The following is a 13,563-nucleotide window of genomic DNA, read 5'->3' as shown; positions in this document are numbered from 1 at the left end:
CGCCATCCATGGCACGCTCGGCCCGCGCGATTACGCACCTCATCCCTGAGGTGCGCCCGTAAACGGGCCAACGCGTTGCGTTGTTCAAAACCGCTCCCGGCGTTTTTGTCCATGTCGCGGGACGCTTTCCTCTTCTGCCAGAGTTCCCTTCGCTTTGAAGCTGTCTGTTGCTGCCTGAACTTAGTAGCAGATTTACATCCCTTTGTGCGGGCCAAAGAGTTCGTAATGAATGCGTGCATCTGCCACGCGGGCATCGCGCAGTTGCGCCACCACATGCTGCATAAAGGGTAGCGGTCCACAGAGATAGAAGTGGGTATCGGATGACGCTAACCGTGCAGCCATTTTGCTGATATCCATCAGCCCCTGCGTGTCATAGCGACCTGCATCTTCAGCAGCGGGATCGCGATACCAGACCTCACTGATAAAATCGGCGAGCTGCGCGCCAGTGGCACCGACTTCCTCGCCAAACGCATGCTGTTTGCCGTTCTCTGCGGCGTGCAGCCAGCTGACCGGCGCGCGATGCTCGCTGGCTGCCAGTGAATGCAGCATCGCCAGCATCGGCGTCTGACCCACGCCCGCAGAGATAAGTGCGACTGGCGTGCCAGAATCGACCTCCAGGAAGAAGTCGCCGTGCGGTGCGGCGAGCATTAGCTCATCACCCACTTTGCCATGCTGATGCAGCCAGCCGGAGACCGTGCCCTGCGCTTCGCGTTTCACCGCAATACGATACGCTTTACCGTTGCTGAGATGCGTCAGTGAGTACTGACGAATCTGGTGATGCTCGAAGCTGGCAGGCTGCAGGTGTACTGTCAGATACTGACCCGGTTTAAAAGCGGCTACCGGGCCGCCATCCACCGGCGTGAAGGTAAAGCTTTTAATGACCTCGCTCTGCTGCTCAACTGCGCTGATGCGAAACGCGCGGGTGCCACGCCAGCCGCCGGTTTGCTGCGCTGTGGCCTGATAGATCTCTTCTTCCCGATTGATGAACACATCCGCCAGGATGCCATAGGCCTGGCCCCACGCAGCCAGCGCCTCGTCACCGGGATTCAGCAATTCTTTGATGGTCGCCAGCAGATTTTCACCGACGATGGCGTATTGGGCAGGCTGAATATTCAGGCTGGTGTGTTTCTGCGCGATTTTTTCTACCGCAGGCAGCAGCACGGCCAGATTCTCCAGATTCGCGCCATAGGCGCAGATAGCGTTGAACAACGCTTCGCGCTGATCGCCATTGCGCTGGTTATTCATATTAAAGACGTTTTTGAGTTCAGGGTGGTGCGACAGCATACGGTCATAGAAGTGTGCGGTAAGCTTTGGACCGCAGGCGGCTATGGCAGGCAGCGTCGATTTAACGGTGGCGATGGTGTGTGCATCAAGCATATCAATGGCCTCTTATTAAACATGTATTTTAAATGCATGTTATAGCCGCCTTGCCTGTGGTGTAAATAACCCGGGAAACTTTCTGGCTCCCCATGTGACAACTTTTTGGTGCATCAACAGACGCCGCCGTCACATCGTTGAGAAAAAATGTGACGGGTGAACAGGCTAAAAAGGTGTAAAAAAGTGCTGCCAGTCGCCAGCCAATCGTTTGCGTAAAAAGAGGCGGTTCACCCTACCTTCACCTGTTAAAACGGTTTACACTGTTGGCCTTCGCCCCTGAAGGGGGGTAAATACCGTCAGAAAGTTAGCTGAGTCAGGAGAACCGGATGTTAAAGCGTGATATGAACATTGCCGATTACGATGCCGAGTTGTGGCAGGCAATGGAGCAGGAGACAGTGCGTCAGGAAGAGCACATTGAACTGATTGCTTCTGAAAACTACACCAGCCCGCGTGTTATGCAGGCACAGGGTTCTCAGCTCACCAATAAATACGCTGAAGGCTATCCGGGCAAACGTTACTACGGCGGCTGTGAGTACGTTGATATCGTTGAGCAGCTGGCGATTGACCGCGCAAAAGCGCTGTTTGGTGCTGATTACGCTAACGTGCAGCCACACTCAGGGTCTCAGGCTAACTTCGCTGTTTATACGGCGCTGCTGCAGCCGGGCGATACCATCCTCGGGATGAACCTGGCGCACGGTGGACACCTGACTCACGGCTCACCGGTTAACCTGTCTGGCAAACTCTATAACGTGGTTGCTTACGGTATCGATGAGACCGGAAAAATCAATTACGACGAGCTGGCTGAACTGGCGAAAACCCACAAGCCAAAAATGATCGTTGGCGGCTTCTCAGCTTACTCTGGCGTCTGCGACTGGGCGAAAATGCGTGAAATCGCGGATAGCGTGGGTGCCTGGCTGTTTGTCGATATGGCCCACGTTGCCGGCCTGATTGCCGCAGACGTTTATCCAAGCCCGATTCCCCATGCGCACGTCGTGACCTCCACCACCCACAAAACGCTGGCGGGTCCGCGCGGTGGTATCATTCTGGCTAAAAACGGCGACGAAGATTTCTACAAGAAACTGAACTCTGCTGTCTTCCCGGGCGGCCAGGGCGGTCCTCTGATGCACGTTATCGCGGGTAAAGCAGTTGCCTTCAAAGAGGCGATGGAGCCGGAGTTTAAAACCTACCAGCAGCAGGTGGCAAAAAATGCCAAAGCGATGGTTGAAGTGCTGATTGAGCGTGGCTATGACATCGTTTCCGGTGGCACCTATAACCATCTGTTCCTGATCGATCTGGTGAGCAAAAACCTGACCGGTAAAGAAGCGGATGCCGCGCTGGGCCGTGCCAACATCACGGTTAACAAGAACAGCGTACCGAACGACCCGAAAAGCCCGTTTGTGACGTCGGGTATCCGTATCGGCACACCTGCCGTTACGCGTCGTGGCTTCAACGAAGCAGACGTGCGTGAGCTGGCTGGCTGGATCGCTGATGTACTGGATAACGTCAATGACGAAGCCACCATTGAGCGGACCAAAAAGAAAGTCCTGGATATCTGCAGCCGTCTGCCGGTCTACGCTTAATCGCTAACCTGTTGTAAGACAGCACAAAAAGGATGGCAATTGCCATCCTTTTTTATTGCCTGCTCCGCAGTGCTCTGCCAGAGTAACGCCTGTTTATGCTGCCTGGCAGCAAACTTACTGGAGGGAATATGGCAATCGGCTCCGCCAGATGGCTCGGATTGGGCTACTTCACTTACTTCTTCTGTTACGGCATCTATCTGCCATTCTGGGGCGTGTGGCTGAAAGGCACCGGCCTGGATGCTGAAAAGATTGGCCTGCTGCTCGGGTGTGGCATGGTCGCGCGCTTTGTCGGCAGTCTGCTTATCGCTTCTCAGGTCAAAAATCCATCACGGTTGATTACGGCGCTGCGCCTGCTGGCGCTGATGACCTGTCTGTTCGCCGCCGGTTTCTGGGTGGGCGAGCAGTGGATGTGGCTGCTTACCGTGATGATTGGCTTTAACCTCTTTTTCTCACCGCTGGTTCCGCTCAGCGATGCGCTGGCCGCCACCTGGACACAGCAGATTGGGCTGGCATACGGGCCGGTCAGGCTGTGGGGCTCGCTGGCCTTTGTCATCAGCTCGGCGTTAACCGGCGTGCTGGTCAGCGCCTGGTCCTCAAACGCAATTCTGATGCTGTTATCCATTGGCGTCATTTCTATGCTGGCGGGCATGATGCTGACACCCGTCACACAACCGCAGGGCCATGAGCGACAGGGCCCTGCGGGCGGTGGATGGCAGGAGTGGCGGGCGTTGCTGCGTGAGAACGCGGTATGGCGATTCATGCTCTGCGTGACACTGCTGCAGGGTGCACACGCTGCCTATTATGGCTTCAGTGCTATCTGGTGGCAGGAGAGCGGCTATTCCGCCTCGACGGTGGGCTATCTCTGGTCGCTGGGCGTGGTGGCAGAGATTGTCGTCTTTGCCATGAGCAACCGGCTGTTCCGCCGCTGGAGCGCGCGCGATCTGCTGCTGCTTTCGGGCATCTGCGCGCTAATTCGCTGGGGTCTGATGGGGGCGACAACGGCGCTGCCGCTGCTGATTGTGGCGCAAATTCTCCACTGTGGCAGCTTCACCGTCTGCCATCTTGCAGCGATGCGATTTATCGCCGCGCGTCAGGGGGCGGAAGTCATCCGACTGCAGTCGCTCTATTCCGCGCTGGCGATGGGCGGTGGCATTGCGATAATGACGATGATCTGCGGCGTGCTGTTCGCCCATCTGCAGGGGCATCTGTTCTGGGTGATGGCACTGGTGGCACTGCCCGCGCTGTTTCTGCGGCCCGGCTACGACTCCAGTAAATAACGAATACGCTGCTGATGGTGTAACGTCAGCGGCAGTTCCGCATGCACCAGCGGCGGAGAGTAGAGTGGCAACGAGGTCGGGTAGGGCGAAATGATGATGTCGACATCACGTGGCGCGCCCTCCCGCTGAAACAGTTTCACGTCCTGATAGGTAATATTAATTGGCAGCAGCGTGATCTCACGAATCTGCTGTTCTACATCCTCTTCCAGATCGGCGTCGTCGCCGGTCAGGATCAGCACCTGCTTCTCCTGCAGCGCACTCTCCTGCATCAGCCAGGCGCCGAAAATAATGGTAATTAAACTCACCTCTTCCGGTGTAAAAGCGATGCGGTAGTGCTGCTCAAAAGCCTGCAGCGCCTGCTGAGTGGTGCGAAGCAGACGCGGATAGAGGCGGCTGACATCCAGTGCCACGCTATTGTCGATACCGATATTGAAATGGGTGCGATCCAGCGCCTGCGCCAGATGCGGATAGAGCTGGTGCAGCAGTTCATTGCGGTCAGCAAAGGTAATCCCGGCACAGGCTTCAAAATCATCAATCAGCTGCTGAGTCGCTTTCATTAACTGCTGTTCAGCAGGATGCGCAATCGCGTCCACGACCGGCGTATGTATCTGGCTGAACAGCAGCGTCCAGAAATCCGCTTCACTGACGGGCGGAGCAATATGGCAGCGTTTGCGCCAGTGGTAGATCACATCCTCAGCGGCCTGCCGCTCAGGCTTCTGCTGCAGCCAGAGACATTGCGCCTCACTGAACAGCACCGGCTGACGCTGGCACAAGCCATACTTCATGAATATCTGCAGAAACAGCCGGTCACGTTCGCTGAAGTCACGCTTCAGGCGCAGGCTACAGTGCTGAATCAGTGCCTGTAAATTGGTCTCATCCCACAGCGCTTTCTCAATCTTCATGACTTTCAGGCGCTGACGCAGAGGCGCGGCAAAATGTTCGCAGACGAAGTCCTGCGATAAACGCAGACTGCGTCGCAGGTTATGCAGCAGACAGAGGCGCCGATCCAGCTCAGTTCCATGAAGACGAAAGCTGCCATCTACCATCTGATGCAATTCCAGCTGGTGATATCGCTGTATCTCATGGCCCACATCCGCGATATCCTGTCGGGCAACGTCAGGATCGACGCCATTCAGCTGGCAGACTTTTTCAAGCGTAAGCAAAGGTGTCGGCAGAAACAGCAGCAATAAAAGATGGCACTGACGCTGTGAACGGGAGAAGAGTGGTGCCAAAGGGGTAGCAGAACTCATCAATCAGATTTCCAGCAGGCTATTTTGAGCTAAGAATAGTCAACCCGTTCAGCGCCTGCGCGGTTTACGCGGTTTATTTGCCAGAGGTTTAAGGCGGGTCACAAAATTTTGTTACTTATAGATTCTTTTCGTCGGGAACGTTACTTTATAACATTATGAAACGCGCACTCTTTGCTCTGTTAATGGTATTAAGTCCGGCTGTGCTGGCACACCCTCACAGCTTCATTGATATGAAAACGGAACTGGTGGTGAAGGATGACACCTTTACCGGGTTGAAGATGACCTGGACCATGGATGAGATTACCTCCGCTGATCTGCTGTATGACGCGGGCGACGCGAAACCTGGCACTGTAGTGTGGAAAAAGCTGGCAGCGGGTGTGATGGCAAACGTGCTGGGCCAGCACTACTTCTCAGAAATCTGGCACAACCAACAGCGGGTAAAGTTTTTGAATCTGCCAACGGAATATAACCTTTCGCGAAACGGCCACAAAGCGGTGCTGGAATTTATTCTGCCGCTGGCGGAACCCCCGAAGCTGACCGGACAGCGCTTTGAGATCCTGACTTTTGATCCCACCTATTTCGTCGATATGTTTTACGACAATCCCGGTGCTTTAACGCTGCCGCCTGCACTGCAGACGCGTTGCCGGTTTACCCTCAATACGCCCAAACCCAACGACTCGCTGAAACAGTATGCGTTGTCGCTGGACAAAGCGGATGCCCCGGCTGAAGAGATGGATTTAGGCCGCCAGTTCGCACAAACGGTGGTACTGACATGTCAATAATCTCCACGCCTTCCAGGGCCACCCGACTCTGGCCACTCTGGCTGATAGCAGGACTCTTCTCTGGCGGCGCACTGCTGGTCTGGCTTTACTGGTCGCAGATTCTGCTTCAGAGTGTATTGTGGCAGAAAGATTTGCACCGGCAGATGACTCAGCTGTTACAGCAGGTCGCGGAGCAGCCACACCAGGCAGGCATATCGCTGGTGATATTCAGCCTGATCTATGGCGTGCTGCACGCGCTGGGACCGGGCCACGGAAAAGTGGTGATCGCGACCTTTCTGGCGACCCATCCGAGCCGCGTCAGAACCAGTATCAGGCTGACGCTGCTTGCCTCACTGCTGCAGGGATCGGTCGCGATTGTGCTGGTCACGGTGATGCTGGTGCTGCTGAAAACCTCATCGCGCCAGCTGCATCTCAGCAGTTTCTGGCTTGAAAAGGGCAGTTATCTGCTGGTGATCGGGCTGGGTGTGATGATCGGGTATCGGGCGCTGCGTGCGCTGTGGCTGGCGTTGCGCCCACGACCCGCTCCGGTATTTCGTGCTTTCCAGCCGCAGCATCAGCATGACGAGCATTGCGGATGCGGCCACGCACATCTGCCGACGCCGCAGCAGATGAATGGCAACGTCAGCTGGAAAACTCAGATGCTGGTTGTGGTGTCGATGGGCTTACGTCCCTGTTCTGGCGCGATTATGATGCTGCTGTTCGCCAAAGTGATTGGTGTTTATGGCTGGGGCATTCTCTCTGCTGCGGTAATGGCACTGGGCACGGCTCTGACTATTTCCGCTATTGGTTTGCTGGTGCAACAGGCGCGCTCGGTAGCACAGCGGCTGGCACAGCCTGGTGCTGGCATCATGCGACTTCTGATTCCCATCCTGGCTTTGACCGGTAGCCTGATATTAATCGTAGTGGGTATTGCATTATGGCAGTCTGCCCGGTTAACGCTGGGCGGCGGAATTCGACCTTTCTGACTAAAAGCGCAGCGGGAATAAAATTTCCGCTGTTATCTTTACCTCGCTAATTATCTGAGGCTTCATCACTTTAATTTTTTATCTGAGTAGTTCAGTGGTGAAATCACTATTCCCTGTCTACGCTGTTAATACCAAAACGGCATTCCGCCGTCGGCATGATAAAAGATCAAGACAGCTTTCTGTTTATTGCGAGGAGTATATTTCATGGCTGATACCCGTATTAATAATGGCTACACCGAAACGCTGGCGACCGGACCTGCAGGATTACCGTTAAAGCGTATTTCCTGGAGCGCCGTTTTTGCCGGTGTTATTTGTGCCTTAATCGTTCATATCATTCTGACATTGCTGGGAACAGCCATTGGTGCCACCACCATTGATCCGATGAAAGAACAGAATCCTCTCGACGGCCTGGGTACTGGCGCACTGGTCTGGACAGCCATTGAAATGCTGGTTGCGATGGCGGCAGGGAGTTATGTTGCCGGGCGACTGGCTCAGCGCGAAGGGGCCCTGCACGGTTTATTGATGTTTGGCCTTAGCACAATTTTCACTATTTACCTGGCTATTGCACTGGCGACCAGTGTATTAGGCGGCGCGATGAATATTGTGGGTTCAGGTTTCCAGGCACTCGGTAGTGGTATTTCCGCTGCAGCGCCTTCGGTTACTCAAATGGCAAAACAAAAGCTGCAGGAGAATAATATTAATTTAGATAACCTGCAGAACGAACTGGAAACGACATTACGCCAGACAGGCAAACCGGAATTACAACCCGAGAATTTGAAGCAGGACGCAAATAAAGAAGCGCAGAATGCAGAAAACCAGGCTAGCAACACCGCGAATCATCCGCAGACAGCTGATACTGATCTGACTAACTGGGTAAAAGGTGTGATGGATCGTCATTCAGATACTCTGCAGGCAGCCGACCGTGATGCGCTGAAAAATATTATTAAAGCGCGTACCGGTAAAAGCGATCAGGAAGTGGATCAGATTGTCGCTAAAACTGAGCAGAACTATCAGCAGGCCGTTCAGAAATACCAGGAACTGAAACAGCAGGCTGAACAGAAAGCGCGTGAAGCCGGTGAGAAAGCCGCGGCTGCAACCGCTAAAGCAAGCTGGTATGCACTGATTCTGCTGATTATCGAAGCCGTACTGGCCGGTGTGATGGGTATGGTCGGTCGTCGTACACAGCCTCGTCAGGTGCTGGCACACGAACGTCGTTAATCATCACTGAATAACAGGCAACAAAAAAGGCGGCTGAGAAGCCGCCTTTTTCTGTACTGAAACTTAGCGTTTTAACGCTTCGCTCAGCTCATCACGCATATTCGACAGCATCGATTTCACGACACGTGGGTTACCCGCGACCAGGTTACCTGACAGCAGATAGCCGTGGTTACCGGTGAAGTCAGTGACCAGACCGCCCGCTTCACGCACCAGCAGTTCGCCCGCGGCAAAATCCCATGGCTTCAGGCCAATCTCAAAATAGCCATCGACGCGACCGGCAGCGACATAAGCCAGATCCAGCGCAGCAGAACCGGTGCGACGGAAATCAGCACACTGGGTAAAGAGTTTGGTCATGATGTTCATGTAAGCAGGCGCGTGCTGCTTCATTTTGAACGGGAAGCCGGTTGCCAGAACGGTGCCATCCAGATCGCGTGCCGTGCTGCCACGCAGACGGTAGCCATTCAGCTGCGCGCCCTGACCACGTGAAGAGGTGAACAGTTCATTGCGCATAGGATCGTAAACAACGGCGACTTCAGTGCGGCCTTTGATGCGCACAGCGATCGAAACAGCAAAGTGAGGTAAACGTTTGATGAAGTTAGAGGTGCCATCCAGCGGATCGATAACCCATTGAACATCCTGATCTTCGCCCGCCAGCTCACCGCTTTCTTCAGTGATGATGGTGTGTTTCGGGTAAGATTTACGAATAATTTCGATAATCAGGCGTTCTGCTTCGCGGTCAACATTCGTTACGAAGTCGTTGCTGCCTTTCTGGCTGGCTTCGACGGCGTCCGGGGTTTCATAATATTTGGCAATTAAATTTCCGGCCTTGCGCGCTGCGCGCACGGCAATGTTGAGCATTGGATGCATCGGTATCTCTCGCTGGATGTTAAAGAACGGGGAAAACGGCGCGGAGTATAGCAGTGTGTTCGGTAAATGTCCTGCTTTATGTTAATATTCGCCCTACTGATTTTACTGACCCGTTTCTGAGTATCCCTAATCATGTTGCAAAATATTCGTATCGTGCTGGTTGAGACGTCTCACACCGGTAACATGGGCTCCGTTGCGCGCGCCATGAAAACCATGGGCTTAACTAACCTCTATCTGGTTAATCCGCTGGTCAAGCCTGACTCACAGGCTATCTCCCTGGCCGCCGGTGCCAGTGACGTTATCGGCGAGGCTAAAATCGTCGACTCGCTGGATGAGGCGATCGCCGGATGCAGTCTGGTCGTTGGCACCAGCGCCCGTTCCCGCTCGCTGCCCTGGCCGATGCTGGATGCACGTGAATGTGGCGTGAAAAGCGTGGAAGAGGGCCAGCAGGCACCTGTTGCACTGGTGTTTGGTCGTGAACGTGTTGGCCTGACCAATGAAGAGTTGCAGAAGTGCCATTATCACGTCGCGATTCAGGCTAACCCGGAGTACAGTTCGCTGAACCTGGCGATGGCGGTGCAGATTATTGCCTATGAAGTGCGCATGGCGTGGTTGCAGTCGCAGGAGCAGGCCAGCCCGGCACCGAAGTATGAAGAATCCCCTTATCCGCTGGTGGATGACCTTGAACGCTTCTATCAGCATATGGAGCAGATGATGCTGAACAGCGGTTTTATCCGTGAAGCTAATCCGGGTCAGGTGATGAGTAAACTGCGTCGTTTATACACCCGCGCACGCCCGGAACGTGATGAACTCAACATCCTGCGTGGCATGCTTTCATCGTTTGAAAAGCGTAAAAACGAGAAAAAAGAAGCAGATAATAGTTGAGTAAATTACCAGGTTAAATACCTGACTAATTTACCAGGTTAAATAGTTGACCAAATCACTCGGGAATGGCAGACTTCAGCGCATCTGTTGCTAATCCTCCGATAACCGGACGCTATTGAGGTCACACGCTATGAGACTGACATCCAAAGGACGTTATGCCGTTACTGCAATGCTGGACGTTGCCCTTCACTCCCATGAAGGTCCGGTCCCGCTGGCGGATATTTCCGAGCGTCAGGGCATCTCGCTCTCCTATCTGGAGCAGTTATTCTCCCGACTGCGTAAAAATGGTCTGGTCTCGAGCGTGCGTGGTCCGGGTGGCGGTTATCTGTTGGGTAAAGAATCCAGCACCATCTCTGTCGGTGAAGTGATTACCGCCGTGGATGAGTCAGTTGATGCGACCAAATGCCAGGGTAAAGAAGGTTGTCAGGGTGGTGAGCGCTGCCTGACTCACGTGCTGTGGCGCGACCTGAGCGTGCGCATCAGTGAATTCCTGAACAATATTACGCTGGCTGAGCTGGTGAATAATCAGGAGATTCTGGATGTGGCCGATCGTCAGAATGCAATTGATAATCGTCGCTTCCAGAGCCCGCGTTCTCAGGGAATTAACGTTAACCAACGCGCCTCCTGATCCCCGCTGTTGCGGCCCTAACTGCTAACGCGGTCAGGGCCGAATCTGCTATAAAGACGTATGATTTTTTATACGGAGCTGTAGCGCAATGAAATTACCGATTTACCTGGATTATGCCGCCACCACGCCGGCCGATCCGCGTGTAGCCAGCAAAATGATGCAGTTTCTGACGCTGGATGGCACGTTCGGTAATCCGGCCTCGCGATCGCACCGTTTTGGCTGGCAGTCTGAAGAAGCGGTTGATGTTGCCCGTAATCAGATCGCCGAACTGGTCAACGCCGATCCCCGCGAAATCGTCTTTACCTCTGGCGCCACCGAATCCGATAACCTCGCGATCAAAGGCGCTGCCCATGCCCACCAGGCACGCGGCAAACATATCATCACCAGCCAGACCGAACATAAAGCGGTGCTCGACAGCTGCCAGCAGCTGGAGCGTGAAGGCTTTGATGTCACGTATCTGACGCCAGCAACCAATGGCATTATCTCACCTGGCCAGTTACGTGCAGCGCTGCGCGACGACACGATTCTGGTCACTCTGATGCATGTAAACAATGAAACCGGGGTGATTCAGGATATTGCCGCCTTTGGTGAGATTTGCCGTGAGCGTGAGATTCTGTTCCATGTTGATGCCACCCAGAGCGTTGGCAAATTGCCCATCGATCTCAGCCTGTTACCGGTCGATTTGATGTCGTTTTCTGCCCACAAGCTTTATGGCCCGAAAGGCATCGGCGCGCTCTATGTACGGCGTAAACCGCGCGTGCAGATCGCTGCGCAGATCCACGGCGGCGGACATGAACGCGGAATGCGCTCCGGGACCTTGCCGGTGCATCAGATTGTCGGCATGGGTGAAGCCTATCGTATTGCCGCCGAAGAGCGCGAAACTGAAATGGCGCGGATTCAGGCGCTACGCGATCGCCTGTGGCAGGGCATCAGCGCACTGCCGGACGTTACCCTTAATGGCGATCTGCAGCAGAGTGCACCGAATATTCTTAACCTCAGTTTCGCTGATGTTGAGGGTGAATCACTGATCATGGCGCTGAAAGACCTGGCGCTCTCTTCCGGTTCGGCCTGTACCTCCGCCAGCCTGGAGCCTTCCTATGTCCTGCGCGCGCTGGGCCTGAGTGAAGAACTGGCGCACAGTTCGCTTCGCTTCTCGCTGGGACGCTTCACGACGGAAGAAGAGATCGACTACGCCATTGCACTGGTGCAGAAGTCAGTGACCCGTCTGCGGGCCTTAATGAAATCCTGATACCCGGCGATAGTCCAGAAACTGCGCCAATATGGGCACTTCGCTGGCAACGCCCGGCGGAATCTGTTATCAGGTCTCTCTGTGAATTACATTTAACATCTTATTAAAGCCGTTATAACAATCAGGCTGGATGAAACAGATAACGATTACGGAGCTTTTCGATGACCACACAACCGATGAACATTACGCTTAGCAGCCAGCCCGCCGATGCGCGCTGGGGCGAAAAAGCGATTCTCAGCAGCAACGACAGCGGCATGACACTGCACCTGACCGGCGCAGATGCGCTGAATACCATTCAGCGTGCGGCCCATAAAATCGATGGCCAGGGCATCCGCCATGTGGCGCTGACCGGCGAAGGCTGGCACCTTGAGCAGTGCTGGGCATTCTGGCAGGGCTTCCGTGGCCCGAAAGGCCAGCGTCAGGTTGACTGGCCTGAACTGGGCGAACATGAGCAGGCGGAGTTTGATCGCCGTCTGAAAATCATCGACTGGGTGCGCAACGTCATTAACCTGCCCGCAGAAGATCTGGGGCCGGAGCAGCTGGCGCACAATGCCGTCGATCTGATCAGTGAAGTGGGCGGTGACGCCGTCAGCTATCGTATTACCAAAGGCGATGAACTGCGGGTGCAGGGTTATATGGGCCTGCATACTGTGGGACGCGGTTCAAATCGTCCGCCGGTCTATCTGGCGCTCGACTACAACCCGACCGGCGACGAGAATGCGCCGGTTTACGCCTGCCTGGTCGGTAAAGGCATTACCTTTGATACCGGCGGCTACAGCCTGAAGCAGAGCAGCTTTATGGACTCGATGAAGTCTGACATGGGCGGCGCGGCGACGGTGACTGGCGCGCTGGCGATGGCGATTTCTCGCGGTCTTAACAAGCGCGTCAAACTCTACCTCTGCTGCGCCGATAATATGGTCAGCAGCAACGCCTTCAAGCTGGGCGACATTATTCGCTATCGCAACGGCAAATCGGTGGAAGTGATGAACACCGACGCGGAAGGCCGCCTGGTGCTGGCCGACGGTTTGATCGACGCCAGCGAGCAGAACCCGACGATGATCATTGACGCCGCAACGCTGACCGGCGCGGCTAAAACGGCGCTGGGCAACGATTACCATGCGCTGTTCACCTTTGATGAGGTGATGGCGCAGTCGCTGATGGGCAGCGCAGTGAGTGAGAACGAACCTTTCTGGCGTCTGCCGCTGGCCGAATTCCATCGCAGCCATCTGCCGTCTAACTTTGCCGATCTTAATAACATCGCCAGTCCGTCTCATGCGGCCGGTGCCAGCAGCGCGGCAGCGTTCCTGTCACACTTCGTCAGCAACTATCAGCAGGGCTGGCTGCACATCGACTGCTCTGCGACCTATCGCAAAGGCGCCGTTGATCAGTGGGCGGCAGGTGCAACAGGTCTGGGCGTGCGTACCCTCGCCAATCTGTTACTGAAATAAGCCGATCTCAGCGGTGGCTGATGCTGCCGCTGTTCAG

The 13,563-nt window shown here is 54.9% G+C and carries 12 protein-coding genes; 9 read left to right on the top strand and 3 right to left on the bottom strand.

Annotation, left to right across the window (positions count from 1 at the left end; translation table 11 throughout):
• Positions 1 to 192: 192 nt before the first annotated feature.
• Positions 193 to 1,377, bottom strand: coding sequence for an NO-inducible flavohemoprotein (gene hmpA, locus H7K52_RS03140; RefSeq protein WP_105098908.1), 1,185 nt, complete (start codon positions 1,375 to 1,377; stop codon positions 193 to 195).
• Positions 1,378 to 1,703: 326 nt separating this feature from the next.
• Here hmpA and glyA point away from each other — a divergent pair, with 326 nt between their 5' ends.
• Positions 1,704 to 2,957 (top strand): serine hydroxymethyltransferase, encoded by a 1,254-nt coding sequence (gene glyA, locus H7K52_RS03135; RefSeq protein WP_003848651.1) that lies wholly within the window; start codon positions 1,704 to 1,706, stop codon positions 2,955 to 2,957.
• Between the two features lie 128 nt (positions 2,958 to 3,085).
• Positions 3,086 to 4,234: a 3-phenylpropionate MFS transporter gene (locus tag H7K52_RS03130; protein ID WP_003848653.1), complete on the top strand. Its 1,149-nt coding sequence runs from the start codon at positions 3,086 to 3,088 to the stop codon at positions 4,232 to 4,234.
• On the opposite strand, the gene csiE is transcribed toward H7K52_RS03130, so the two are convergent.
• On the bottom strand, positions 4,216 to 5,484 hold the full coding sequence (gene csiE / locus H7K52_RS03125) for a stationary phase inducible protein CsiE (protein ID WP_182629670.1): 1,269 nt from the start codon (positions 5,482 to 5,484) through the stop codon (positions 4,216 to 4,218). The two genes, H7K52_RS03130 and csiE, sit on opposite strands and share 19 nt — an antisense overlap.
• 155 nt (positions 5,485 to 5,639) lie before the next feature.
• Between csiE and H7K52_RS03120 the strand changes: the two genes are divergently transcribed.
• The 3 genes from H7K52_RS03120 to H7K52_RS03110 all read left to right on the top strand — a co-directional run bounded on the left by H7K52_RS03120 (position 5,640) and on the right by H7K52_RS03110 (position 8,449).
• Positions 5,640 to 6,266 carry a DUF1007 family protein gene (locus tag H7K52_RS03120; protein ID WP_008926712.1) on the top strand — a complete coding sequence of 209 codons (627 nt, stop codon included), beginning with the start codon at positions 5,640 to 5,642 and terminating at the stop codon, positions 6,264 to 6,266.
• Entirely contained in the window at positions 6,257 to 7,231 is a 975-nt protein-coding gene (locus H7K52_RS03115) for a nickel/cobalt transporter (protein WP_008926711.1), read from the top strand. Before H7K52_RS03120 ends, H7K52_RS03115 begins: the two co-directional genes overlap by 10 nt.
• Before the next feature lie 204 nt (positions 7,232 to 7,435).
• Positions 7,436 to 8,449 carry a TIGR04086 family membrane protein gene (locus H7K52_RS03110; RefSeq protein WP_008926710.1) on the top strand — a complete coding sequence of 338 codons (1,014 nt, stop codon included), beginning with the start codon at positions 7,436 to 7,438 and terminating at the stop codon, positions 8,447 to 8,449.
• 63 nt (positions 8,450 to 8,512) lie between these two features.
• Here H7K52_RS03110 and suhB read toward each other — a convergent pair whose 3' ends face one another.
• Positions 8,513 to 9,316: an inositol-1-monophosphatase gene (gene suhB / locus H7K52_RS03105; protein WP_008926709.1), complete on the bottom strand. Its 804-nt coding sequence runs from the start codon at positions 9,314 to 9,316 to the stop codon at positions 8,513 to 8,515.
• A gap of 132 nt (positions 9,317 to 9,448) precedes the next feature.
• On the opposite strand from suhB, the gene trmJ reads away from it, so the two are divergent.
• The 4 genes from trmJ (at position 9,449) to pepB (ending at position 13,526) form a co-directional block, all read left to right on the top strand.
• On the top strand, positions 9,449 to 10,201 hold the full coding sequence (trmJ, locus tag H7K52_RS03100; protein WP_003848663.1) for a tRNA (cytosine(32)/uridine(32)-2'-O)-methyltransferase TrmJ: 753 nt from the start codon (positions 9,449 to 9,451) through the stop codon (positions 10,199 to 10,201).
• Positions 10,202 to 10,331: 130 nt separating this feature from the next.
• Positions 10,332 to 10,829 (top strand): Fe-S cluster assembly transcriptional regulator IscR, encoded by a 498-nt coding sequence (gene iscR / locus H7K52_RS03095; protein WP_039659528.1) that lies wholly within the window; start codon positions 10,332 to 10,334, stop codon positions 10,827 to 10,829.
• Between the two features lie 88 nt (positions 10,830 to 10,917).
• Complete coding sequence (locus H7K52_RS03090; protein ID WP_140915732.1) at positions 10,918 to 12,078, top strand: IscS subfamily cysteine desulfurase; 1,161 nt, start codon at positions 10,918 to 10,920, stop codon at positions 12,076 to 12,078.
• A 161-nt stretch (positions 12,079 to 12,239) separates the two neighbouring features.
• Positions 12,240 to 13,526 carry an aminopeptidase PepB gene (gene pepB, locus H7K52_RS03085; RefSeq protein WP_003848667.1) on the top strand — a complete coding sequence of 429 codons (1,287 nt, stop codon included), beginning with the start codon at positions 12,240 to 12,242 and terminating at the stop codon, positions 13,524 to 13,526.
• Positions 13,527 to 13,563: the final 37 nt, after the last annotated feature.

Origin of the sequence: Pantoea hericii, from assembly GCF_014155795.1 — a bacterium.
Classification (GTDB): Bacteria; Pseudomonadota; Gammaproteobacteria; order Enterobacterales; family Enterobacteriaceae; genus Pantoea; species Pantoea eucalypti.
The sequence above is the reverse complement of the archived record's forward strand: the minus strand, read 5'-3'. Positions and strand labels throughout refer to the sequence as shown.